20 protein-coding genes and 1 tRNA gene are annotated in these 23,719 nt (G+C 68.1%); 6 read left to right on the top strand and 15 right to left on the bottom strand.

Going from position 1 to position 23,719, the window contains the following annotated elements:
- Positions 1-79 precede the first annotated feature (79 nt).
- Positions 80-151, bottom strand: a tRNA-Gln gene (locus V7E05_RS09235).
- Between the two features lie 141 nt (positions 152-292).
- On the bottom strand, positions 293-1,828 hold the full coding sequence (gene gltX, locus V7E05_RS09230) for a glutamate--tRNA ligase (protein ID WP_333619369.1): 1,536 nt from the start codon (positions 1,826-1,828) through the stop codon (positions 293-295).
- A 322-nt stretch (positions 1,829-2,150) separates the two neighbouring features.
- On the opposite strand from gltX, the gene V7E05_RS09225 reads away from it, so the two are divergent.
- The gene (locus tag V7E05_RS09225; protein ID WP_333619368.1) at positions 2,151-2,972 is read left to right on the top strand and encodes a siderophore-interacting protein; all 822 of its coding nucleotides are present in this window, start codon (positions 2,151-2,153) and stop codon (positions 2,970-2,972) included.
- Between the two features lie 64 nt (positions 2,973-3,036).
- Positions 3,037-4,212, top strand: a complete 1,176-nt coding sequence (locus V7E05_RS09220) for an isochorismate synthase (protein WP_333619367.1) — start codon at positions 3,037-3,039, stop codon at positions 4,210-4,212.
- 94 nt (positions 4,213-4,306) lie between these two features.
- Here the strand turns inward: V7E05_RS09220 and V7E05_RS09215 are convergent, their stop codons facing one another.
- From V7E05_RS09215 to serA, 6 genes are all read right to left on the bottom strand, one after another.
- Entirely contained in the window at positions 4,307-5,101 is a 795-nt protein-coding gene (locus V7E05_RS09215; protein ID WP_333619366.1) for a fumarylacetoacetate hydrolase family protein, read from the bottom strand.
- A gap of 52 nt (positions 5,102-5,153) precedes the next feature.
- A complete protein-coding gene (locus V7E05_RS09210; RefSeq protein ID WP_333619365.1) occupies positions 5,154-5,471 on the bottom strand; it encodes a DUF3349 domain-containing protein in 318 nt (105 codons plus the stop codon).
- Between the two features lie 113 nt (positions 5,472-5,584).
- Positions 5,585-5,884, bottom strand: coding sequence for a hypothetical protein (locus V7E05_RS09205; RefSeq protein ID WP_333619364.1), 300 nt, complete (start codon positions 5,882-5,884; stop codon positions 5,585-5,587).
- A 20-nt stretch (positions 5,885-5,904) separates the two neighbouring features.
- On the bottom strand, positions 5,905-7,152 hold the full coding sequence (locus tag V7E05_RS09200; RefSeq protein WP_442891646.1) for an inorganic phosphate transporter: 1,248 nt from the start codon (positions 7,150-7,152) through the stop codon (positions 5,905-5,907).
- 187 nt (positions 7,153-7,339) lie between these two features.
- Positions 7,340-8,353, bottom strand: coding sequence for a 3-isopropylmalate dehydrogenase (locus tag V7E05_RS09195; protein ID WP_333619362.1), 1,014 nt, complete (start codon positions 8,351-8,353; stop codon positions 7,340-7,342).
- 67 nt (positions 8,354-8,420) lie between these two features.
- A complete protein-coding gene (gene serA / locus V7E05_RS09190) occupies positions 8,421-10,013 on the bottom strand; it encodes a phosphoglycerate dehydrogenase (RefSeq protein ID WP_333619361.1) in 1,593 nt (530 codons plus the stop codon).
- 351 nt (positions 10,014-10,364) lie between these two features.
- Between serA and V7E05_RS09185 the strand changes: the two genes are divergently transcribed.
- Positions 10,365-11,153: a siderophore-interacting protein gene (locus V7E05_RS09185; protein WP_333619360.1), complete on the top strand. Its 789-nt coding sequence runs from the start codon at positions 10,365-10,367 to the stop codon at positions 11,151-11,153.
- On the opposite strand, the gene V7E05_RS09180 is transcribed toward V7E05_RS09185, so the two are convergent.
- On the bottom strand, positions 11,126-11,842 hold the full coding sequence (locus V7E05_RS09180) for an isochorismatase family protein (protein WP_333619359.1): 717 nt from the start codon (positions 11,840-11,842) through the stop codon (positions 11,126-11,128). The genes V7E05_RS09185 and V7E05_RS09180 overlap by 28 nt on opposite strands.
- An 80-nt stretch (positions 11,843-11,922) precedes the next feature.
- Positions 11,923-12,906, bottom strand: a complete 984-nt coding sequence (locus V7E05_RS09175) for an SDR family oxidoreductase (RefSeq protein WP_333619358.1) — start codon at positions 12,904-12,906, stop codon at positions 11,923-11,925.
- A 136-nt stretch (positions 12,907-13,042) separates the two neighbouring features.
- Here V7E05_RS09175 and V7E05_RS09170 point away from each other — a divergent pair, with 136 nt between their 5' ends.
- Positions 13,043-14,611 (top strand): phytoene desaturase family protein, encoded by a 1,569-nt coding sequence (locus tag V7E05_RS09170; protein ID WP_333619357.1) that lies wholly within the window; start codon positions 13,043-13,045, stop codon positions 14,609-14,611.
- A gap of 38 nt (positions 14,612-14,649) precedes the next feature.
- Here the strand turns inward: V7E05_RS09170 and V7E05_RS09165 are convergent, their stop codons facing one another.
- From V7E05_RS09165 to V7E05_RS09150, 4 genes are all read right to left on the bottom strand, one after another.
- Positions 14,650-16,281: a hypothetical protein gene (locus V7E05_RS09165; RefSeq protein WP_333619356.1), complete on the bottom strand. Its 1,632-nt coding sequence runs from the start codon at positions 16,279-16,281 to the stop codon at positions 14,650-14,652.
- A 195-nt stretch (positions 16,282-16,476) separates the two neighbouring features.
- Entirely contained in the window at positions 16,477-17,490 is a 1,014-nt protein-coding gene (gene ilvC / locus V7E05_RS09160) for a ketol-acid reductoisomerase (protein ID WP_333619355.1), read from the bottom strand.
- A gap of 95 nt (positions 17,491-17,585) precedes the next feature.
- Positions 17,586-18,089: an acetolactate synthase small subunit gene (gene ilvN, locus V7E05_RS09155; RefSeq protein ID WP_333619354.1), complete on the bottom strand. Its 504-nt coding sequence runs from the start codon at positions 18,087-18,089 to the stop codon at positions 17,586-17,588.
- Positions 18,089-20,032 carry an acetolactate synthase large subunit gene (locus V7E05_RS09150; RefSeq protein ID WP_333619353.1) on the bottom strand — a complete coding sequence of 648 codons (1,944 nt, stop codon included), beginning with the start codon at positions 20,030-20,032 and terminating at the stop codon, positions 18,089-18,091. The genes ilvN and V7E05_RS09150 overlap by 1 nt, the downstream gene beginning before the upstream one ends.
- A gap of 428 nt (positions 20,033-20,460) precedes the next feature.
- Here V7E05_RS09150 and V7E05_RS09145 point away from each other — a divergent pair, with 428 nt between their 5' ends.
- Positions 20,461-21,003, top strand: a complete 543-nt coding sequence (locus tag V7E05_RS09145; protein ID WP_333619352.1) for a PH domain-containing protein — start codon at positions 20,461-20,463, stop codon at positions 21,001-21,003.
- A 132-nt stretch (positions 21,004-21,135) separates the two neighbouring features.
- Here V7E05_RS09145 and V7E05_RS09140 read toward each other — a convergent pair whose 3' ends face one another.
- Positions 21,136-22,611, bottom strand: a complete 1,476-nt coding sequence (locus V7E05_RS09140; RefSeq protein WP_333619351.1) for a YhgE/Pip domain-containing protein — start codon at positions 22,609-22,611, stop codon at positions 21,136-21,138.
- A 302-nt stretch (positions 22,612-22,913) separates the two neighbouring features.
- Here V7E05_RS09140 and V7E05_RS09135 point away from each other — a divergent pair.
- Positions 22,914-23,719, top strand: an 806-nt coding sequence (locus tag V7E05_RS09135; protein ID WP_333619350.1) for a dihydroxy-acid dehydratase domain-containing protein, incomplete at its 3' end; no start/stop codon positions are given.

Genomic DNA, 23,719 nt, shown 5'->3' with positions numbered 1-23,719 from the left:
ACCCACGCTACCGCCGTGAGAGGGCGGCGTCCTAGGCCGCTAGACGACGGGGGCCTAGCACGCAAAGATGCGTGCCGCGCTGGCCTACCAGGACTCGAACCTAGAACGACGGTACCAGAAACCGCTGTGTTGCCAATTACACCATAGGCCATTGCACGCCTGCTGCCACCGCATTCCCTTTCGGGTCCGGCAGCTCCTGGCGCGTGGAACACCTTACCAACATGTGGAGGGGCGATGGCAAATCGCCTGCGTGCGCGACAGTTCGCCGCCTATCACCCCTCCCATCGGGCCGCTACGCCTCCTCGACCGCCGGCGCGATCGGCGCGGCTGCGAGCCGCGACAGCGTCTTCTCCCGCCCGAGCAGTTCGAGGGACTCGAAAAGCGGAGGCGAAATGTGCGAGCCGGTCACCGCGACACGGACTGGCCCGAAGGCCTTACGCGGCTTGATCTCGAGCTTCTCCACGAGCGCTTCCTTGAGCGCCGCCTCGATGCTCTCGGTGGTCCACTCCCCGAGCCCCTCGAGAGCCGCGATCGCCGCGTCGACGACCTCTCGGGAATCGGCCTTGAGGTTCTTGCGCGACGAACCCTCGTCGACAGAGAAGCGTTCCTCCGCGATGTAGAGGAAGCGGATCAGCGACCACGCATCGGAGAGCACGACGATGCGCGTCTGGAGCATCTCTGCGATGAGCGCCCATTCCTGCGGGTCGAGGTCCGCCGGGAGCTCGGCGCCGCCTTCGTCCGGGTGCTCGCGGAGGAACGCCTCGAGCCGGGCCGCGAAATCCTCGGGCGCCAGCTCGCGGATGTGGTCGGCATTGATCGCATCCGCCTTCTTCTGGTCGAAGCGCGCCGGGTTCGAGTTCACGTCCCGGACGTCGAAGGCATCCACCATTTCGGCGAGGGAGAAGACGTCACGATCCTCGGAGAGGCCCCACCCGAGGAGAGCGAGATAGTTGAGCAGCCCCTCGGGCAGCATGCCACGGTCCCGGTGGAGGAAGAGATCCGACTCCGGGTCGCGCTTGGAGAGCTTCTTGTTCCCCTCGCCCATGACGAACGGAAGGTGCCCGAACTCCGGGACGCCGTCCGCGACGCCGATCCGGGTGAGCGCCTCGTACAGCGCGATCTGTCGCGGAGTCGAGGAAAGCAGGTCCTCACCGCGGAGCACGTGGGTGACCCCCATCAGGGCATCGTCGACGGGATTGACGAGCGTGTACAGCGGGATGCCGTTGGAGCGGGTGAGCGCGAAGTCCGGGACGGACCCGGCCTTGAACTCCGTGTGCCCGCGGACGAGATCGTCCCAGGACAGGTCGTGATCCGGCATGCGCAGACGGATCACCGGAGAACGGCCCTCGCCGCGGAACGCCTGCTTTTGCTCGTCGGTGAGATCGCGATCGAAGCCGTCATACCCGAGCTTCGGGTCGCGACCGGCGGCCTTGTGCCGTGCCTCGACCTCCTCGGGTGTGGAGAACGACTCGTACGCCTCGCCCGCATCGAGGAGCTTCTGTACGACCTCGAGGTGCTGCTCGCGGCGGAGCGACTGCCTGTAGGGCTCGTGGGGCCCGCCTACCTCGGGGCCCTCGTCCCAGTCGAGGCCGAGCCAGCGAAGTGCGTCGAGGATCGCCGAATACGATTCCTCGGAGTCGCGGCTCGAGTCGGTGTCCTCGATTCGGAATACGAAGGTACCGCCGGTGTGGCGCGCGTACGCCCAGTTGAACAGCGCCGTGCGGACGAGCCCGACATGCGGCGTACCCGTCGGCGACGGGCAGAAGCGTACCCGGACATTGCTCTTTTCGGGGGCAGTGCTCTTCGCAGTGCTCTTCTCGGAAGTCATGTGCCCCAGGTTAGTGCGCACCACCCGACGCGTTTCCTCCGCCTATGACGGCGGAGCTCCGCGCACCCCCGGCCCGCGCGATCTCGCCGTGTCGTTTCTCACACTCCGCCTGCTCCTCCTTCGGCACGCCTGGCCGAGCCGGCGGGCCGCCGCAGGTGGGCGCGGTGCCTCGCGGAATCATTTTGTGCCCCTCCTCGGCCAGCGCGGCCCCGCTCGTGCCAGGACGCGCCGCGATTCGCCGAAGGGGCATGGCGTCGCGAAAGCGCGGGGGTCTACGCTGACACTTAGGTAAGCCTATATTTGCCAAAGGAAGAGTTGTTCCATGTCGCTGACCACGCTTACGGTGACCTCACGGGAGGCGCTGACCCCCGGGATGGTGCGCGTCCATTTCCGCGCCGACGGCACCGCCGCCGCCGATGCGGAGAACACCGACCGTTACGTCAAGCTCGTCTTTACCGCGTCCGGGGAGAAGCTCCCGTCGGACACGAACCTCCGCGAGCTCCGCGCCTCGCTCCCCGCCGACGAGCAGCCCAGGGTCCGCACCTATACCGTGCGCTCGGCCGACCGCGACTCCGGCGCCGTCGCCATCGATTTCGTTACGCACTCCGGCCCGTCCGTGGCCGCGGCGTGGGCCGAAGCGGCAGAGCCCGGAGACGAGATCCAGGTCGCCGGCCCCGGTGGCGCGTACGTTCCCGACCCCGAGGCGCACAACCTCCTCGTCGCCGACCCGGCCGGGCTACCGGCCGCGCTCGCCGCGATTGAGCGCCTCCCCGCCGGTTCCCGCGCTACGTTGTTCGCCGAGGTCGAAAGCCCCGAGCACGAGCTGCCCGTGCGCGCCAAGTGCGTCGTCGAGGTGCATTGGTGCCATAGCGGCGCCGCCCCGCACGACGAGCGCGAGAGCGAACTCGTCCGCCGCGTGCTGGAATGGGAGTGGCCCGAAGGCCGGGTCAAGGTCTTCGCGCACGGCGAGCGCACCACGATGATGAAAGACCTTCGCCCCCACTTCCGCGCCAACGGGGTATCGGGAAAGGACCTCTCGGTCTCGGGCTATTGGCGCCAGGGCTTCGACGAAGACTCGTTCCAGGCGGGGAAGCGAACGGACCCGCTTGTCCGGGCCGCAGCCGAGGAGGACGGAAAGGGATAGGAGCAGAAGTGGAAGCAGCTCCGCCCCACGCCCGCCAGACCGTCCCACACACGAAGAGGCCCCGATGACCGAGATGAACGACCCCGACGCCCGCAGCGCCGCCTTCCCCGGCGGCGCCCCGGACGGCGCCACCACCGGCAAGCCGAAGGGGACTCCGGACTTCGCCCTCTCCCACCCCGACCACTCTCTGCGCGCACAAGAGATGACGGCGACGTACACGGATCCCACCGCGGCCGGGAAGGCGCTGCGCGACGGAACGGCGCGCCTCGTGGTCGGGGCGATCCCCTTCGACAGCCGGCGCCCCTGGGCCCTCGGGTGCCCGGCCCGCGTCGTCAGCGGTGCCGGGCCACTCGAGCCGCCGAGCTACTACCGGAGCGCGCGGCTCCCCCACTTCTCTCTGTCCGAGTCGATTCCCGCGCGCGCCGAGCACAGGGACAGGGTCGCCGCGGCCGTCGAAGTGCTCGAGTCCGGCGAACTCGACAAGGTCGTCCTCGCGCGACGAGAGGTCTACTCCGCCGACGGTTCGTTCGACTCGAGGACCCTGGCCGCGCGGCTCATGTCCGCGAACCCCAGCGGCTACGGCTTCCTCGCCGACCTATCCCCTGCAGGATCCGATTTCGCCGGGCACTACCTCGTGGGCTCGAGCCCCGAGCTGCTCGTGCGGAAGTCCGGCACCAGGGTGAGCAGCTTCCCGCTCGCAGGGTCCGCTGCCCGCTCCGCCGATGCGGAGGAGGACGAGCGGATCGCCGAGAAACTCTTCGATTCGGCGAAGGACCTGCGCGAACACCGCTACGTGGTCGAGCACATCACGTCGGTGCTCGAACGCTTCGGCGTGGAGGTGCACGCACCGGAGCGCCCCGAACTGCTCTCCACTCGCGAGCTCTGGCATCTCGGCACGCCGATCACCGCGAAAGTCACCGATCCCGAGGTCACGGCATTGGAGCTCGCGGCCGCGCTGCACCCCACACCCGCGCTGGGCGGGACGCCGGCCGCCGGCGCCGTGGACTACATCCTCTCCGAGGAAGAGGATCGACGCTTCTATGGCGGCGCCGTGGGCTGGTGCGACGCGCGAGGAGACGGCACCTACATGGTCTCGATCCGCTGCGGGGAGACCGACGAGCTCAACAAGAAGGTGTCGGCCTGGGGTGGAGGCGGGATCATCTCCGCCTCCGATCCAGACGCAGAGCTGCGGGAGACCGAGGTCAAGCTCGGGACGATACGCCGCTCGCTCGGGCTCTGACGTAGACCGGGCCACAAAAGGACCAAGGGCGGTGCCTGTCGATCGACAGGGACCGCCTGGAACCGCCGGACTGTGCTTTCCTGCGTCTACCGCGTTATCCCGCGACGACCGGGTTGCGCAGCGAACCGATGCCCTCGATCTCGACCTCGATCTCGTCGCCGGGCACCATCGGACCGATACCGGCCGGGGTTCCCGTGAGGATCACGTCTCCCGGCAGCAGGGTCATCACCTTCGAGATGTACGCGATGATCTCGCCGATGGTGTGGATGAACTGCGAGGTGGAGCCGTCCTGGCGGAGTTCGCTCGTGCCATCTGCGTGATGGAGCGTCGCGCGGACGTCGATGCCCGCAGGATCCAGGTCGGTGACGATCCACGGGCCGAGGGGGCAGAACGAGTCGTAGCCCTTCGCCCGGGACCACTGCCCGTCGGCGGCCTGCTGGTCGCGTGCCGTCACATCATTGGCGATCGTGTATCCGAGGATCACGTCCTTCGCCCTCGAGGCCGGGACGTCCTTGCACGGCCGCCCGATGACGACTGCGAGCTCGGCCTCGTGGTCGACCCGGTCCGAGGACGGCGGGTAGACGATGTCGTTGCCTGGACCCACGACCGCCGTGCTGGGCTTGAGGAAGATGAGCGGCTGCTCCGGCGCTTCGGTCCCCATCTCGGCGGCGTGCTCGGCGTAGTTCTTCCCGATGCACACGACTTTCGGGGGCAGGATCGGCGCGAGGAGGCGAACCTCTCCCAGCGGCCACTCGCGGCCGGTGAAGGTCGGCTCCCCGAACGGGTGCTGGTCGATCTCGGCGCACACGGCAGAGCCGGGATCGTCGACGTCTCCGCGGATCTCGACGAAGGCGAAACCCTGCGGGTGGGCGATTCTTGCAAGTCTCATGGGCCCAGGTTATCCGGCCGTGGGCCCTCGGCGGCGTCGAGGGCCCAGGGCTCTACTCGTGCATCCCCGACAGCGGCCAGCCGCCCTGTGCGAGGCGCGCCGCGACATTGCGGACGTCCTCGTCCGTGGGCTGCGACTTGGTGGTCATCTCGATCGCGTCGATGATCTGCTGCTTGGAGACCTCATCCGGGCGGGACTCGAGGAGCTGCCCGATGACCTGGTTGGCCTGCTCCGCGGAGAGCTCCTTCTTGAGGAGCGCGAGCAGGGGAAAGTAGTCCTTTGGCGGAATCCCCTCGGGATACCCCTCGCGCATCCAGCCGAGAACACTGTTGAAGATGTTTTCCCGACGCGCGTTGCCGTTTTCTTCCATCGTTCTCCCCTGCTCGTCGTATCCGCCCTGCGAATGCAGGGCGGACGGGCTAGTGCCCGATATCAAAGTTACCGGCGCCGAAAGGCTCTTTGCGTGTACTTCGCGTGCTGCTACTACTTCTTCTTGACGTCGTCGAACGGGATCGGATCGAACCCGAGGTAATGGATGATCGACTTCTCGGTGATGAGCAAGAGACCGAGGAAGGCGATGACTCCGACCACGACGAAGAAGGCGGTGGCGATTGCCTTGCCCGCCGGGCTCGCGCCGTGCTGTCCGTCCGCGGTGACGACGGCGTTGTACCCAAGCGACTTGATGCCGAATGAGAAGAGGATCGGGAGGCCCGCGCCGAAGACGAGACCGAGGATGAGGACGTTGAGGAGACTCTTCCCCATCGTGCCGAAATCGATACCCATGATGTGATTTACGCCCTTTCCTATGCCGAGGCGCCGGCGGCGCCGACGTTGACCGGCTCGTTGTCCGGATCCCAGTCGTCGTTGACGGAGTCCGCGCTGACGGCCTGCTTCCGCGAGTGGAGGTAGATGTAGCCCGAGAGCACGCAGAGGATGCAGAAGATCACGATGCCGCCGAAGAGCGCGCTGCCCGTCCCCTTCGAGATCCCGTCCGCGATGAGGAACGAGACGAAGCCGACGAGGCCGGCGAGCGGGAGCGTGATGAGCCACGCGGTGACCATGCGGCCCGCGACGCCCCAGCGAACCTTGGCGCCCGGCTTGCCGACGCCCGAACCTAGGATCGATCCGGTCGCGACGTGAGTGGTGGACAGAGCCATTCCGGCGTGCGACGAGGTCATGATAATTGCCGCGGATGCAGCCTCGGCGGCCATACCTTGGGGAGAGCTGATCTCGACGAGCCCCTTGCCGAGCGTGCGGATGACGCGCCAGCCGCCCATGTAGGTGCCCGCGGCGATCGCGACGGCACAGCACACGATGATCCAAATCGGGAGGCCGTTCTCCTTGGCGTCGGCTGCATCGAGCTGGCCGGCGGCGACGAGCGCGAGGGCGATGACACCCATGGTCTTCTGAGCATCGCCGGTGCCGTGCGCGAGCGAGACGAGCGAGGCGGTGCCGATCTGACCCCAGCGGAAGCTCGACGTCCGGAAGTTCTCACCGACGGTCTTGGTGATCGCGTAGACGGCGGCGGTACCGATCGCGGCGATGATGCCCGCGACGAACGGAGAAAACAGCGCCGGGATGACGACCTTGGAGAAGACGCCGTTCCAGTTGACGGCCCCACTGAGTCCCGCGATGGCGGTCGCTCCCAGGCCGGCGCCGATGAGGCCGCCGAAGAGTGCGTGCGAGGAGCTGGAGGGGAGGCCGAAGAGCCACGTGAGCAGGTTCCAGATGATTCCGCCGACGAGTCCGGCGAAGACGATCAACAGTGCCGTTTGCGCATCGAGGCCCGGCACCAGCGCCCCTGCGTGTTCCTTGTCCTGGATGTGCAACACATCGGTGGTGACCGTGAGCGCGACCTCGACCGAGAGGAACGCGCCGACGAGGTTGAGTACCGCGGAGAGGCCGACGGCGACCTTCGGGCTCAGAGCGCCCGTAGCGATCGAAGTCGCCATGGCGTTACCGGTGTCGTGGAAGCCGTTGGTGAAATCGAAGGCGAGAGCCGTGATAACCACCAGCACGAGGATGATCAGAACTGTTGTACTCACGAGCACTTATTGTGCTCCTTTTGTCCCCGATATTCGCAGTCGAAAGCACCTATAATTAGGCCACTGACCTGCAAACATCTAGTGTTCACCTTTAATTCATCGTAGATTTGGCCGTGTGCAAAACAAAAGCCGGGTCTGAGGCGCGTCGCACCCCCGGCCCGGCCTGGTACAGGCAGGAAATCGGCTCCTGCGTCTAGAGCTTCGCGACGATCGCGTCGCCGATCTCGGCGGTACCGAGCTTCTCATCCCCACGCCCGGCGAGGAACTCCACGACCGCATTTTCGACGCGTGCGGCCTCCTCGTCCTTGCCGAGGTGACGGAGGAGCAGGACCACGGAGAGAACGGCCGCAGTGGGATCGGCGATCCCCTGCCCGGCGATGTCCGGCGCCGAGCCGTGCACGGGCTCGAACATCGAGGGGTTCTCGCGCGAGGCGTCGATGTTGCCCGAGGCAGCGGTTCCGATGCCGCCGGACACCGCCGCGGCGAGGTCGGTGATGATGTCGCCGAAGAGGTTGTCGGTGACGATCACGTCGAAGCGCGCCGGATCGGTGACCATGTAGATGGTCGCCGCATCGATGTGGCAGTAGTCGACCTCGACGCCGGGGAACTCGGACGACACCTCGGTGACGGTACGCTGCCAGAGTCCGCCGCCGTTGACGAGCACGTTGGTCTTGTGCACGAGCGTGAGCTTGCCGCGGCGCGAGGCGGCGCGCTCGAATGCGTCGCGGACGACCCGCTCGATTCCGAAGCGGGTGTTCATACTCGTCTCGGTGGCCACCTCGTGCGGCGTGCCCACGCGGATCGCGCCGCCATTACCGGTGTAGAGCCCCTCAGTGCCCTCGCGGACGACCACGAAATCGATCTCCCCCGGCTCCGCGAGCGGGCTCTCGCCTCCCGGGTAGAGCCGAGAGGGGCGGAGATTGACGTGGTGGTCGAGCGCGAAACGCAGCGGCAGGAGGAAGCCCCGCTCGAGGATGCCCGGGGAGACCTTTCGCGGATCACCGATGGCACCGAGGAGGATGGCGTCGTGCTCGCGAAGCGTCTCCACGTCCGCGTCGGTGAGCAGCTCGCCGGTGCGCAGATACCTGTCCGCACCGAAATCGAACTCGACCTTCTCCACGCCCGGCACGACGGCGTCGAGGACCTTGACGGCCTCCGCCACGACCTCGGTACCGATCCCGTCTCCGGGGATCACCGCCAGCTTCATACCCGTCCTCTTCCTGTCGTGTCTGGTTCGGCTACTGCGCCGTGTCTTGCTCTGGACCCGTGGCCGATCAGCTCAGGTCGACCTGTGAGGTCTGGGCGTCGAGCTGCTCCGAGATGTCCTCGAGCACCGAGCCGGAGACGAGGCGGTCGACGCGGAGGATCACGGTCGCGCCGGAGCCTTCGGCGTCTTGGCTCAGCGCCGCGGCCTGGATGTCGATCCCGGCGCCGCCGAGTACGGTGCCGAGCTTGCCGAGGACACCGGGGCGATCGCCGTAGGAGACGATGAGGTTGTGCCCCTCGGCGCGGAGATCGAGGCTCCGCCCGTTGATCTGGACGATCTTCTGCACGTTCTGCAGCCCGGTGAGGGCACCGATCACGGTCGCGGAACCGCCGTCCGCCGTCACAGCCGTGACGGACACGGTCGAGCGGTGGGTGGCCGACTCCGAACGGGTGCGGACGTCGACGGTCACGCCCCGCTCCTCGGCGAGCTGGCCGACGTTGACGAAGGTCGCGGCGGTATCGGTGGTCGCGGCGAAGAGACCGCGGAGGGCGGCCGAACCGAGGATGTCGACGGGCTCGGAAGACAGCTCGCCGGCGACCTCGACCTGGACGGTGGTGGTCACGCCCGGGGCGAGCTCACCCGCGACCTTGCCGAGCTTGCGCACGAGCTCGAGCCACGGCGCGACCTCGTCGCCGACCGGTCCTCCGGAGACGTTGACGGCGTCCGGCACGAACTCGCCGTCGAGGGCGAGGAGCACGGAGCGGGCGACATCGGTCCCGGCGCGATCCTGCGCCTCGGAGGTCGAGGCGCCGAGGTGCGGGGTGACCACGACGTTGTCGAGCTCGAACAGCGGCGAATCGGTGCACGGCTCGGAGTCGAACACGTCGAGGCCGGCGGCGCGGACGCGGCCCGACTCGAGCGCGGCGAGGAGGTCCGCCTCGACGATGAGCCCGCCGCGCGCGGCGTTGACGATGACGAGGCCGTCCTTGGCCTTCGCGAGGTTCTCGGCGTTGATGAGCCCGGCCGTCTCGGCGGTCTTCGGCAGGTGCACGGTGACGATGTCCGCGCGCGACATGAGCTCGTCGAGCGAAAGGAGCTCGATGCCGAGCTGCGCGGCACGGGCGGCGGGAAGGTAGGGATCGTAGGCGACGATCTTGGTCTCGAACGCCGCGAGGCGCGAGGCGACGAGCTGGCCGATACGGCCGAGGCCGACGACGCCGACCGTCTTGTCACGGAGCTCGACACCGTTGAAGGACGAGCGCTTCCACTCGTGATCGCGCAGCGTCTTGTCCGCGGCCGGGATCTGACGGCAGGCCGCCATGAGGAGCGCGACGGCGTGCTCGGCGGCCGAGTGGATGTTGGAGGTCGGCGCGTTGGCGACCATCACGCCCTTCTCGGTGGCGGCGGCGATATCGACGTTGTCGAGTCCGACGCCGGCGCGGCCGACGATCTTGAGCTTCGGCGCGGCCTCGAGCACCTCGGCATCGACCTTCGTGGCCGAACGGACGAGGAGCGCGTCGGCATCCGCGACGGCCTCGAGCAGCTTCGGGCGGTCCGGCCCGTCTACCCAGCGAACCTCGACGCCGTCTCCCAGCGCATCGACGGTGGACTGTGCGAGCTTGTCGGCGATGAGTACGACCGGACGGCCACTTGCGCTCACGAGGCGATCTCCTTGTTCGTTTCGGGTAGGGAGTCCGGCGACCGGTTAAAGCCGGCGACCGGTGGCGGACGGCTACGGCCGGTCCCCGGCCCGCGGACGGACCTCCCACGTGTACCCCCAAGCCTAGCGGCCCTCTTCGCCGCGGTACACACCGCATCAGTCGAGGTGGCGCACGTCACGTTCCCACAGAGTGGATGCCCACTCCCAGGAGTCGAACCACGTTTCGCCGACTGATTCACCCCCTTTGGTGCGCCGATCTCAAATGGGTAGCATTCTCGGCATCGAACTTAGGGTGGCCTAAAGCCGCGGCTCGACGCCACGCGGGAGAGGTCGCCCGGAGAGGCGCCCACCATGCACGTAGACCTCGAGGTGGTCTCCGCCGAGAACCCCAATCCCGCGTTTCGCCGCGTCGTGTTCACCGGCGAACACATCGAACCGCTCCTGCGTGCGAAGGCGGCCGACGCTTACGTCAAGCTCCTCTTTCCCGGCGTCACCGTCCGTGGAGATTCGGCAAGAGAGAAGAAGGACCACAAGGTCAAGAAGGCGAAAAAATCAGAGAAGTCGACCTCTTCGCACCACGGCAAACCGTGCACGCGCAGCTACACCCTCGCGCAAATCGACCCCGAGGCTCGCACCGTCACCGTCGATTTCACCCGTCATGACGGCGGAGGTGCCGGCTACACCTGGGCGGCCGCGGCGCGCCCCGGCGACACCATTACGTCCTCCCTACCCCGCGGCTCGTATTCGCCCGGGAAGGGGGCCGACGCGTTCTTCGTGGTCGCCGACACTCCGGGGCTCCCCGCAGCCCGAAGGGTCATCGCCGCGGCGAAGAAGCCCGAGCGGATCCGGGTCATCGTGGACACCACTCTCAGCGAGGAACAGCTTGAGCTGCCGAAGAAGGTGCATTCGGTGACCATCGTGGATTCGTCCGAGAAGGGTTCGAATACGCGCTCGACGGAGAGCTCGAGCCTGCTCGACGCCCTCGAGGCCGCGAAATGGCCGAAGGGGACGGTCGAAATCTTCGCCCGCGGGGAGAAGACGGTGACCAAGCGGCACATCGGCCGCCTGGCCCGCGAGCGGGGCCTCGACCGCTCACGGGCGTCGATCTCGGGCTACTGGAGCGCGCCGCGGAGCTCGTAGCTCCCGGCGTCCGAGTTCGCCGCCTCGCCCTTCGCCGCCTCGCCCTTCGGCGCTGCGGCCGCGGCGCCGAAGGCCTCGGTGACCTCCTTCGCGGTCGCCACGACGCCGGCCCGCTTGTTGACGAAATCGATGGTCGCCGCGTGCTCCTCGCGCGAGAAATCGGCGATCGCGTCGCCGACAAGGAACGGCTTGATGTCGTTCATGAACGCCTCGACGGCGGTGGCCTGGCAGCCCATGTGGCCGTAGATTCCGGTGATCACGAGCTGGTCGAGCTCGGCCTGGCGCATGAGCTGGAGGAGATCGGTGCGCGCGAATGCGGAGTAGCGCCACTTGGTGAGGACGATGTCGCCCTCCTGCGGCTCGAGCCCTTCGACGACCTCGGTGTCGACGCCCTCGGACATCCCTGGGCCCCAGAACTCGCTGAGTAGGCCGCGGCGCAGGGGGTGCTGGTCCCCCGGCTGCGCGGAAAAGATGATCTGCACGCCGGCCTCGCGGGCGGCCGCGACGATCTCGGCCATCGAACGCAAAGCAGTGGCGATCGGCTCCGCATCCGAGTCGTAGGCGCGGACGAAGTAGTTCTGCATGTCGTGGACGAGGACGGCACACGAGCTGGGCTCGATGCTCCAGTCCACCCTGCGCGGCTCCGCCACCTGGGGAATCGTGTACGGGTCGATCGCGGGGATGGCCATTGCTACGCGGCGCCTTTCGGAGGGGACGGAGGACAGCGCCGAAGGCAGGCAAGCCTACCCTCAGCAAGCTGTCGGTCACCTTACCGCTGGGCCGCTCCGCCGTCTACAACGACCTCTTGGAGGGTCATGTGCCGGGCCGTGGGGCCGAGGAGGAAGGCAACGACCCCCGCGATGTCGGCCGGCTCGGCGATGCGACGGAGAGGGATACCGGTCTTGAAGTCGCCCGGGACGCCAGCGATCACTGCGCCCTCGCCCGAGGGGTCCGCCCAGCCATCGGTGACCATCGGAGTGCGCGTCGTCCCCGGATCCACGACGTTGCAACGCACCCCGAACTCCGCGGCCTCGAGCCCGAGCGACCGGGTGAAGTGCGAAGCCGCGGCCTTCGACGCCGCGTATGCGGCCATCCCCGCCCGAGGCACCACCGCGGAATTCGAGGCCACCGTGAGCATCGAGCGCAGGTTTCCCTCACCGCGCGCGTCCTGCTCGCGCATGAGTCGCAATCCGGCCCGGCTCACCAGGAACACGCCGAAGGCGTTGACGTCGAAGAGCCTCTTCCACTCGGCGGCCGGCATTTCCGTCACCCTCCCCGAGTGCAGGACCCCGGCGACGTTGACGACGGCCTGCAAGCGGCCTCCCGTGCCGGCGCAGTATTCGGCTACTTCCGCGAAGAGGGCGTCGACGGCCGCTTCGTCGTCGACGGCAAGGCTCCGCTTGAATAGTCCAGCGCCACCGACACCGGCGGCCGACGACGTACCGAGAGCCTCGACACCCGTAGAGCTCTCGGACCCGCGCTCTTCTGCGGCGCCGAAGCCCTCGGCGACGTCCGCGGCGAACACAATGTAGCCCTCGTTCACGAGCGCAGAGGCCACGGCCGAGCCGATGCCTCCGCCGGCCCCGGTGACCACGGCGATCCTCGGCACGCCATCCGGCTCGCCGCCCCCGGCGATAACATCCGCCCGACCCGTCCCGTCCAGCGCTGTCGCTCCGCCGATCGCGCCGCCGTCCGCTGCGCTACCCGCTGCCCTACCCGCTGTGCCGTCCACTGCGTCGTCTGTAGTGCTCATGGTGTGGGTCCGTATCCTCGTGGTCGATTCCGGTCGCGGCTCGAACGCGGACTCGTGCCGCGCCTCTACCGCGGCCATGGTGTCACGGCGACCCACTGGCCCCATCCCCCGGGCCACGAGACGGACAGGAGGCCAGATGGACCGACGGACGAGTCGTCAGACGGAACGTCCTCGCCGCGCCCGCTCCCACGACGTCGACGTGGTGGGCTCCGGGCCCAACGGCCTTTCGGCCGCGATCTCGCTGGCGCGCCAAGGTTTCTCGGTGCGCGTACACGAGTTTGCCGAAGTGCCCGGCGGCGGTTGCAAGACGGTGCCCCTGGCGGGGCTCCTGCACGGCGAACGCACAGGACACCTCGCCGAGCACGCCGAACTGCTCTCCGACCCGTGCTCCGCCGTGCATCCCCTCGCCCTGGCCTCGCCGTTCTTCCGCTCGCTCGGTCTCGAGCGCCACGGCCTCGAGTATCTTCACGCGCCATACCCGTTGGGCCACCTTGTCGGGCCCGGCCGTTCGGCGGTGCTCCCCCGTGAACTCCAACAAGTGGGCGAAGAGCACCTGGGGTCCGGGCGCGACGCCCGGGTGTGGAGTGCGGCGCTGAACCCTCTGGCCGTGCACGCCGACGAGATCGCCGCGCTCATGCTCTCCGACGGTCGCGCGCCGGGTTCGGCTCGGGCGGCTGCGGGAAATCCCGCCGCCATCCCCGCCCTCGGAGTCGGTGGCGTGGCGCGGGCCACCGCGGCGCTCGGGCACGGCGGCCGCATGCTGTATTCGGAGCTGCGCCGTCATCCGGAGTCCTCCCCCGCCGCGCTGATGGCAGGCCTCGCCGTCCACGCGATCGCCCCGCCCGCGCGCCCCGTGGCCTTCGGCGCGGGCCTGCTTCTCGGCGCAACGCTCCACGGACGGGGATGGCCCGTGCCGCGCGGCGGATCCGGAGCGTTGCTCGATGCGCTTCTAGCAGAACTCGACTCGTGGGGTGGGAGCGTCGATTGCGGCGCGCGCGTCGATTCCCTCGACCGCCTCGAGGGCCGGGCCGTGATCCTCGCGGTGGGTGCTGCGGAAGCGCGCAGAATCCTCGCCCACTCGAGCGGAGTCCGGGTGCCGCGGGCAGAGATCCCGCGAGGCGGCGGCGCCGCACGCGTCGATTTCGTTCTCTCCGGCCCCGTGCCGTGGCGCGATCGCCGGCTCGAAGAGGCGGGAACGCTGCACCTCACCGGGACCGCCACGGACGCCGGGTACGCCGAGCGGGAGGTCGTCGCCGGACGTCTTCCCGCGCGCCCGGCGATCCTCGCGAGCCAGCCCTGGGCCGCGGACCACGGGCGGATCGCCACCGACGGGCGGCGGGTGCTGTGGACGTACGCGCACGTGCCCAACGGGAACCGGCAATCGGTGGCCGACGCGATCGCCGCCGAGATCGAGGCCCACGCCTCGGGATTCGGGGATGTCGTGCTCACGCGGGTCGAGCGCGGCACGGCCGAGCTCGAGTCGGCGAACCCCTCGTACCCGGGCGGCGACATCGCCGCCGGAGCTGCAACCATCCCGGGCATGGCGTTCCGCTACGCGCGCTCGATGGACCCGTATTCCGCCGGTACCCGCGGGGTGTGGCTCGCCTCGGCGTCGACGCCCCCGGGACCGGGCGTGCACGGCATGGCCGGAGCGCATGCCGCGCGTCGCGTTGCCGCGGCGCTGCGCTCGGGTTGCGGGCGTTGAGCGCCAGCGACCGCCGCCCTACGCCCTGTCGGCGCCCGCTACTGGTACGTGACGAGCCACGGCTTGGGCTGCTGCGCCATCGACTGCTCGGGGGTGTACATCGGCGTGTCCTCGTCGTAGAAGTTCTTCCACGCGAGGTTGACCCCGGCGGGCAGATCCTGCTTCATCACTTCCCACGTCTTCTCCTTGTCCTCCGGCGTGCCGTGGCCGTCGGCGTGGATCACGGTGGCGATCTCCGGCCGGGAGGTGTCGAGCCGCTCCCGCTCGCGGATCATCTGCTGCTGGAACTGGTGGATGACGAACATCTTCTGCGGCAGCCCGGCGTCGGCGGTGAGGTCGGCCAGCCACTCGCCCACCGCGTTGACCTCGTCGACGGAGACGTGCCCGACCTCCTGCGCCGGTAGGGCCCCGGGCTCGAGCCGCCACTCGGGGTCGAGCGCGAGACCGACGCCCGGTCGCTTGAGCAGATCCGCGTAGGCCTTCGCCTGGTCGAGGAAGTTCGCGCGCCCCGGCTGCAGGTCGATGAGCGCATACCCGCCGGCCTTCGTGATCGCATCTACCGAGGCCTCGAGCTGCTCCGGCGACGTCAGGGAGCTGTAGGCGCCGTCGGGCCCGGGGTCCGCCGAGGCGACGGAGCCGATGATCTCGAAGGTCGGGATCACCGTCTGCCGCGAGAACGGCCGGTACTCGTCGGCGAGCTCCTCGACGCGCCCCACCGAGGCCGCCGGGTCCTGCTCACCGAGGATGCCAAGCGCTGGGATGCCTGGCGCACCATAGGCCGCCACGAAGCGGTGCCCGGGGAAGATGAGCTGCCCTCCTCCCGGCAGCTGCTCTTCGGTCTTCGCCTGCTCGATCTGCTTGGCGATCTGCTCGTCGGTGCCCCAGCCGTTTCCGAGGGTCAGGATGGAAGATGCGCGTGTGACGGCGTCCACCGATTCCGCGTCGACGCGCGGGTCCGCGCCGGGGATGTGGACGAAATCCAGCCCGGAGGCGCGCCCCGTGACCACACCGGCGACCGAGGTCCCGTCCGCGGCGAGCGCGGTGGGCTCTGCGCCGGATTCCTTCGGGGACAGGCGCGAAAACGTCTCGCCGGAGCCTTCCTCCGGCCCCGGCACGGGCTCGGCGCCGGCAAGGGTCACGTAGGTCGGCGATTCCGGTTCGGAATCGGCGAGCTCGTCATCGATCTCGTCCGCCGGAACAGGCTTCTCGGCCGAGAACTCAGCGCCGATCTGAGCCCCGAGCGCGACGGCGCCCGCGGCGGCGTCTGTGACCTTCCAGTCCCCGTCAGGTACGTCGGCATCGCCCACGCGAAGGATCGAGGTGACCCCGAGCCGCTTGAGCTCCGTTTCGAGCCCATCGGAGCCGTCGACATCGGCGACGAGCATCGGGCTGCGCAGCGCGACCGCGGCGCTGCCGGCCACGGCCTGGGCGGCGTCGTTGCCCGCGGAGACCACGGCGACCGGCGATTTCTCCAGCAGCGCGGAGCTCACGTCGATCCCGGCGGGCCTGTCATCGGCGACCCTGGTGAGATCCCCGAAATCGCCTTTCGCCTCGACGGTCCCGGATTCGGCGTCACCCGAACACGCGGACGTCCCGGCGAACACGACGACCGCCGTCATGGGCAGAACAGCAATGCGTCGCCACAGGCGTGCCCGGGTGTTGATCGTCATTTTCCCTCGCAGACTCGAGTATTGGGCTGGACCGACTATCTGGCTCGGCTCGTCAGTCTAGGGCCCAACGGGCGCGATTTACGGTTGCCCCTCGCAAAGAACGAGCCCCGCCTCCCGGCAATACCGGGAGGCGGGGCTCGCGAGACGCGCTATGCGCGGGCCGGCGCCTGGAACGCCGGGAGAACCGCAGGAGAATCAGGCGGTCTCGGTGATGGGGCGGTCGACCCAGCTCATCATGTCGCGGAGCTCCTTGCCCGTCTTCTCGATCGGGTGCTCGGCGAACTTGGCGCGCAGGCCCTCGAGCTCGGTGTTGCCGTTCTCGACATTAGCGACGAGGCGCTTGACGAAGGTGCCGTTCTGGATGTCGGCCAGCACCTCCTTCATCCGCTCCTTGGTGCCGGCGTCGATGACGCGAGGGCCGGAGAGGTAGCCACCGAACTCGGCGGTGTCGGACACCGAGTAGTTCATGCGCGCGATGCCGCCCTCGTACATGAGGTCGACGATGAGCTTGAGCTCGTGGAGGACCTCGAAGTAGGCCATCTCCGGGGCATAACCGGCCTCGACCATGACCTCGAAGCCCGTCTTGACGAGCTCCTCGGTGCCGCCGCAGAGCACGGCCTGCTCACCGAAGAGATCGGTCTCGGTCTCCTCCTTGAACGTGGTCTTAATGACGCCGGCGCGCGTGCCGCCGATGGCCTTCGCGTAGGACAGCGCGAGAGCCTGGCCCTCGCCCGTGGGGTCCTGCTCGACGGCGATGAGGCAGGGCACACCCTTGCCGTCGACGAACTGGCGGCGCACGAGGTGGCCCGGGCCCTTCGGCGCGACCATCGCGACGGTGATGTTCTCCGCCGGCGTGATGAGGTCGAAGTGGATATTGAGGCCGTGGCCGAAGAAGATAGCGTCGCCCTCGGAGAGGTTCGGCTCGATGTCCTCGGTGAAGATCTTGGCCTGCGAGGTGTCGGGGGCGAGGATCATGATGACATCGGCCCAGGCAGCCGCCTCGGCGTTGTTCATGACCTTGAGGCCGGCCTCCTCGGCCTTCTCGCGGGACTTCGAGCCCTCGCGGAGGCCGATCGCGACATCGACGCCCGAGTCGCGGAGCGAGAGCGAGTGGGCGTGGCCCTGCGAGCCGTAGCCGATCACGGCGACCTTCTTGCCCTGGATGATGGCGAGATCTGCGTCGTCGTCGTAGAAGGTTTCAATTGCCATGGAAATGCTTCTCCTCTTGTGGGATAGACCCTTGTTCGGTTAAAGAATATCGGTTGATCGGAGCTGCCAGTGTTCGGCGCCACTCTCCGCGCACGTTAGCGCGTGGTCGCGATCGCCTTCGGACCCCGGCCGAGCGCGACCATGCCGGACTGCACGATTTCGCGGATGCCGTACTCGTCGAGCATGCGGAGCAGAGCGGTGAGCTTCTCCGGCGTGCCCGTCGCCTCGAGGACCACCGACTCCGGCGCGACGTCGACGACGTGCGCGCGGAACAGGTCCGCGACCTCGATGATCTGGCTGCGTGTGTTGGCGTCTGCCCGGACCTTGACGAGGACGAGCTCGCGGGCCACGGAGGCCGAGGGCTCTTGCTCCACGATCTTGATCACGTTGATGAGCTTGTTGAGCTGCTTGGTGATCTGCTCAAGGCGGATGTCGTCGACGGCGACCACGATGGTCATCCGCGACAGCCCGTCGGTCTCCGTGGGTCCCACGGCGAGCGAAGAGATGTTGAAGCCGCGGCGCGAGAACAGGCTCGACACGCGTGCGAGCACGCCCGGCTTGTCCTCGACGAGAACGCTGAGGGTGTGGTTCGTCGTCATCACTCGTCTCCTGCATTCTCGTTGCGGTCGGTGGCGGCCCTCTCGGCAGCCTCGGCCTTGACTGCCGCGTCGACCTCAGCCATCTGCTCGTGGATATCGGCCGGATCGTCGGCCGCGGACTCCTCGTCGTCGAACAGCGGGCGGATGTCGCGCGCCGCCATGATCTCGGAGTTCGACGTCCCCGCGGCGACCATCGGCCACACCTGTGCGTCGGCGCCGACCACGAACTCGATCACCACCGGGCGGTCGTCGATCTCCTGTGCCCGCTTGATCGCCGCGTCGACGTCATCCGGCTTCTCCACGCGGATCGACACGCAGCCGAGGGCCTCGGAGAGCTTGACGAAATCCGGGATGCGCAGCGAATGCGTCGACAGGTCGGTCTGCGAGTAGCGCTGCTCGTAGAACAGCGTCTGCCACTGGCGGACCATCCCGAGGTTGCCGTTGTTAATCAGCGCGACCTTGATCGGGATGTTCTCGATCGCGCAGGTGGCGAGTTCCTGGTTGGTCATCTGGAAGCAGCCGTCGCCGTCGATCGACCACACCTCGGCCTCGGGCCGACCCATCTTCGCGCCCATCGCGGCCGGAACGGAGTAGCCCATCGTGCCGAGCCCGCCCGAGTTGAGCCACGTGCGCGGCTTCTCGTACTTGACGAACTGCGCCGCCCACATCTGGTGCTGGCCGACGCCGGCGCAGTAGATCGCGTCCGGACCGGCGAGCGCGCCGAGCCGTTCGATGACGTACTCGGGCGAGAGCGAGCCGTCGCTCTGCCGGCCGTAGCCGAGCGGGTAGGTGTCCCGGAGGTGGTCGAGCTCGGCCGTCCACGCACCGAGATCGGGCGCGTCGGCGCCGGCGCGGTTGCCGCGGATCGCCTCGGTGAGCTCGGTGATCACCTCGCGGCAATCTCCAACGATCGGCACGTCGACTTCGCGGTTCTTGCCGATCTCCGCCGGGTCGATATCCGCGTGGATGACCTTCGCATCGGGGGCGAAGGAGTCGAGCTTGCCGGTCACCCGGTCGTCGAAACGCGCCCCGAGGGTCACGAGGAGATCGGCGCCCTGCAGCGCGGCGACCGCCGAGACGGAGCCGTGCATGCCGGGCATGCCGTAGTGCAGGCGGTGGGAGTCCGGGAACACACCGCGCGCCATGAGGGTGGTGACGACGGGGATGCCCGTCAGCTCGGCGAGCTCGAGCAGCTCCGCAGAGGCATCGGCCTTGATCGCTCCGCCGCCGACGTAGAGCACCGGCTTCTCGGATTCGGCGATGAGCCTCGCGGCCTCGCGGATCTGCTTCCCGTGGGGCTTGGTCACGGGGCGGTAGCCGGGCAGCCGCATCTCCGGCGGCCACGAGAAGACCATCTCGTTCTGCAGCACGTCCTTGGGGATGTCGACGAGAACGGGCCCGGGGCGACCGGTCGAGGCGATGTGGAAGGCCTCGGCGAGGATCCGCGGGAGGTCGTCGCCCTTGCTCACGAGGAAGTTGTGCTTGGTCACCGGCATCGTGATGCCGGAGATGTCGGCCTCCTGGAAGGCGTCGGTGCCGATGAGGCTCTGCCCCACCTGGCCGGTGATCGCGACGATCGGGACGGAGTCCATCGCCGCGTCCGCGATCGGGGTCACGAGGTTCGTCGCGCCCGGACCCGAGGTCGCCATGCACACGCCGACGCGCCCGGTGGCCTGCGCATATCCGGTGGCGGCGTGGCCCGCGCCCTGCTCGTGCCGGACGAGGACGTGCCGGACCTTCTCCGAGTCGAAGAGCGGGTCGTACGCGGGAAGGATCGCGCCGCCGGGGATGCCGAATACGACATCGGCACCGATCTCCTCGAGGGACCGGACCACTGCCTGCGCGCCCGACATGCGTTCGGGGGCGACTCGCCGATTCTGGTCACGCTGTCCGCCGCCGCCCGGGACCGTGCCCGGCGTCGGCTGTGCCGCTGGTGCGCTCACTTCACATCTGTCCTTGTCTCGGTGGTGCTGGTCTTCGTCGTCGACAGGACTGCCGACAAGGCACTTCGCTCGACCTCGTGCCCACGTGCCCGATAAGGGCGGCCTTCATCGATTATTCCGGCGTCGCCCCGGGTCTCGGACACCGGGTCACGGGCTGGCATGCCCGGGGCAACAAAAAACCCTCGTCACAGCGGTGGCTGTGCGAGGGCGCGTCGACGAATTACCGAACTCGGGGAAGCTCAGGCGCCGACGCGCGAGCCAAGTACGAGTCCGATCAACGAGGTCATGGTCGTAACCCTATTCCGGCGCCGCTTCGGTAGTCAACTTGTGGGCGCACACGTCCACACTTTGGGAGCACTGACGCACGGCGTCACGAGAGGACCGGGGCGGGGGCGCGCCGGCGGTCCCCGACCTGGGAGACTGGGCCCATGAGCGAGAACGAACAGCACAACATCCAGCCGCGGCCCGAATCCCGTTTCCGCCCCCCGGAGGTCGAGTCCGCACCGCGCGACCGTTCGCTGTTCCGCGTCTCCCCCATTGCCTACCTCATGCTCGGGATCTTCCTGCTCGCCATGCTCGGTCCGCTCTATTACGCCCCGTCGTGGGGATGGGTGTTCCTCGTGGTGCCCGTCGGCTTCGCGTGGTGGGTGGCCAGGTCGTGGACCCGCGTGGATGACGCCGGAGTGCGCATCTCCACGTGGCGGTCCCGGACCTTCGTGCCGTGGGACGAGGTCAAGGGCCTCAATTTCCCGAAGCGCGGGACCGCTCAGCTCGTGACCTCCAAGGACAAGTTCCTCACCCTGAGCTCCGTGGGCTTCAACGACCTTCCGCGCCTCGCCGAGGTCAGTAAGGGCCGAGTTCCCGATCCGTTCTATGCGCCGGTCGATGCGGCAGACTTCGATGCCGCTGCCGACGCGGGTTCGGGGGCGGGCGGCGAGGGCCGTAGCGCGCGGGCCGGCGATACGGAGTAGCGGAGCTGCCCGACAGCGGCGTCGACGGACGGATAGTCAAGCAGAGGGAGAATCGGACTCTGGCGCAGGCCCGGTCGTGAATACGAAAAAGGGCCCGGCGAACGCCGGGCCCTTTTCTATGTCCACTTGCGACTATCGCTGACGCTCGTGACCGACGCTTCCGCTGGTCACGTGCTCGAGTTCCCGCGGGTCATCGCCCTGGCTCTTCGGGGTGTCTGCGTCCTCCCCTTCGAGCGCCTTGGCGAGCGCGGGCGGAAGTGGGGTGCCGTTGGGCTCGCGGGTGAAGCCACGGCGGTCGTAGTACTTGGTCACCGCGAGGCCGAGAACGATGGCGCCGACGAACCAGGCGAAGAGCACCCCGTAGGCGTGGCCGAGGCCGTCGTTCCAGGCGTCCGGGGTGAACAGCATGGCGCGGATGCCGCGCACGCCCGCGTTGATCGGCTCGACTTGCCCGATCGTGTCGAACCAGCGCGGGAGCATTTCCGCCGGAATGGCCCCCGAGGACGTGGGAATGCCGAAAACGACGAAGACGAGCAGGTTGATGAGCATGCCCGGATTGCCCGCTGCGGCGATCACGGCGTGACTGGCGAAGCCGACCGCTGCAATACACACCGTGGAGAACAGCACCATCTGCCAGAACGGGAACGCGGTGACACCGATGCCTCTGGATATGCCGGCCGCGATGATGCTGATGAGCGGCGCGATAATGAGCGTGACCGCCCATTTGCGCACGAGCACACGGGTGCGGCTGTGGGTTGCCAGCGGCGCGAGGTGTGAATACGGGCCGATGTCGAGGATCGCGAATCCAAGCCGCGAATCGAGCATCTGCGACACGACCATCGCGCCGGTGAACCCGGCGAGAACGAGCACGAGCGCGAAGAACAGCGGGAAGCTCGCGTTCGTCACGCCGCCGTCGAGCGGCTGAAACACCTGCTGCTCGATCGACACCGGATCGGCGAGAGCCGCCGCGGCAGCCGGAGACACCTCGTGCTGCGCCGCCTCCGCGAGGGTCCTGCCGTTGTCGAGGACCTGCGCCCCCACCTGCTTCGGCACGGACTCGTTGAGCTTCCCGGCCAGCGTCGCCATCACCTGTGGGGCGGGAACCGACGCCCGCGGCGCGTTGAGCACCGTGATCTGCGCGCGCGGAGGCGCATTCCCTTCCGCACCGTCGTTTCCGGCGGTCTGTGTCACGAGATCGGCGATGTTTTGGGATAGCTCGGCCGGGAAGACGACCGCACCGAAGAATTCACCCTTGGCCATTCCCGACTCGGCGGTGTTTCTGTCGACGACGCGCAAATCGACCTCGGCGAAATTGTTCTGGTCGAGGATCCCGCCGATCACTTGATCGGCGACGTCGAGGCGCTGGTCCCCTACCGGCGTCGAGACCGTCGCGCCTTGGTCCTCATCGACGATCGCGATGGGCACGTGGTTGAGATGGGCCTGCGGATTGGCCATGCCCTCGAAGTACATGAACGAGATGACCGCGAAGAGGGCGATCACCGCGAGCATCGCGCCGAGCGAGTGCTGGAAGAACTGCCGGAGGATTCCGGCGACTGAGTTCGCTGGATGTTGGCGCTTCGGCTCGTCGTTCAATGGCGCTTCCGTCATGGCCCTCAGTATGGCATCAGGCGGCCGGCGCGCCGTTTGTGCCGCGACGTCCTGCGCCCATCGCGGTTGCGCGTGGTTGCCGGCGCGGTTACCCATGGGGGCCTCATCGGGAATAGAGCCCATCGGCCCCGCGTTGCCGAGAGGTAACCGGCGCCTGCGCAGGCTTCCCACATCGTGAACAGGGGTGCCCATACTGTGCGCACTCCACCGGCCAGTTTGGCATCACGGACCACAGATTTAAGATGGACACATATCTCGCCGCCACTGGGCGGCGATCCCGATCGAGAATAAGGAGCGGCGATATGCCACCACTTCGGTCACGAACTTCCACCGCAGGTAGGAATGCCGCGGGCGCGCGCGCCCTGTGGCGCGCGACTGGCATGGAAGAAGGCGACTTCGGCAAGCCCATCGTCGCAATCGCCAACTCCTACACCCAGTTCGTGCCTGGCCACGTCCATCTCAAGGACGTCGGCGATATCGTCGCGGAAAGGGTCAAGGAAGCCGGGGGCGTCCCGCGCGAGTTCAACACCATCGCGGTCGATGACGGCATCGCGATGGGCCACTCGGGCATGCTCTATTCGCTGCCGAGCCGCGAGATCATCGCCGACTCCGTCGAGTACATGGTCAACGCGCACACCGCCGATGCCCTCGTGTGCATCTCGAACTGCGACAAGATCACCCCCGGCATGCTCAATGCCGCCATGCGCCTCAACATCCCCGTGGTCTTCGTCTCCGGCGGCCCGATGGAATCTGGTTCCGCCGTCGTCGTCGACGGGGTCGCGCGCTCTGGCTCGGATCTCATCACCGCGATCTCGGCCTCGGCTAACGACAACGTCTCCGATTCCCAGCTCGCCACCATCGAGGAGTCGGCGTGCCCGACCTGCGGTTCGTGCTCAGGCATGTTCACCACCAATTCGATGAACTGCCTGACGGAAGCCCTCGGCCTCTCCCTCCCGGGCAACGGTTCGACACTGGCGACCCACGCCGCGAGGCGCCGCCTGTTCGAGAAGGCCGGGGAGCTCATCGTCGACCTGTGCACCCGCTATTACGGCGAGAACGACGAGTCGGTCCTCCCGCGCAACGTCGCGACCAAAGAGGCGTTCTCCAA

This window comes from Dietzia sp., from assembly GCF_036741115.1.
Lineage (GTDB): Bacteria > Actinomycetota > Actinomycetes > Mycobacteriales > Mycobacteriaceae > Dietzia.
The sequence above is the reverse complement of the archived record's forward strand: the minus strand, read 5'-3'. Positions and strand labels throughout refer to the sequence as shown.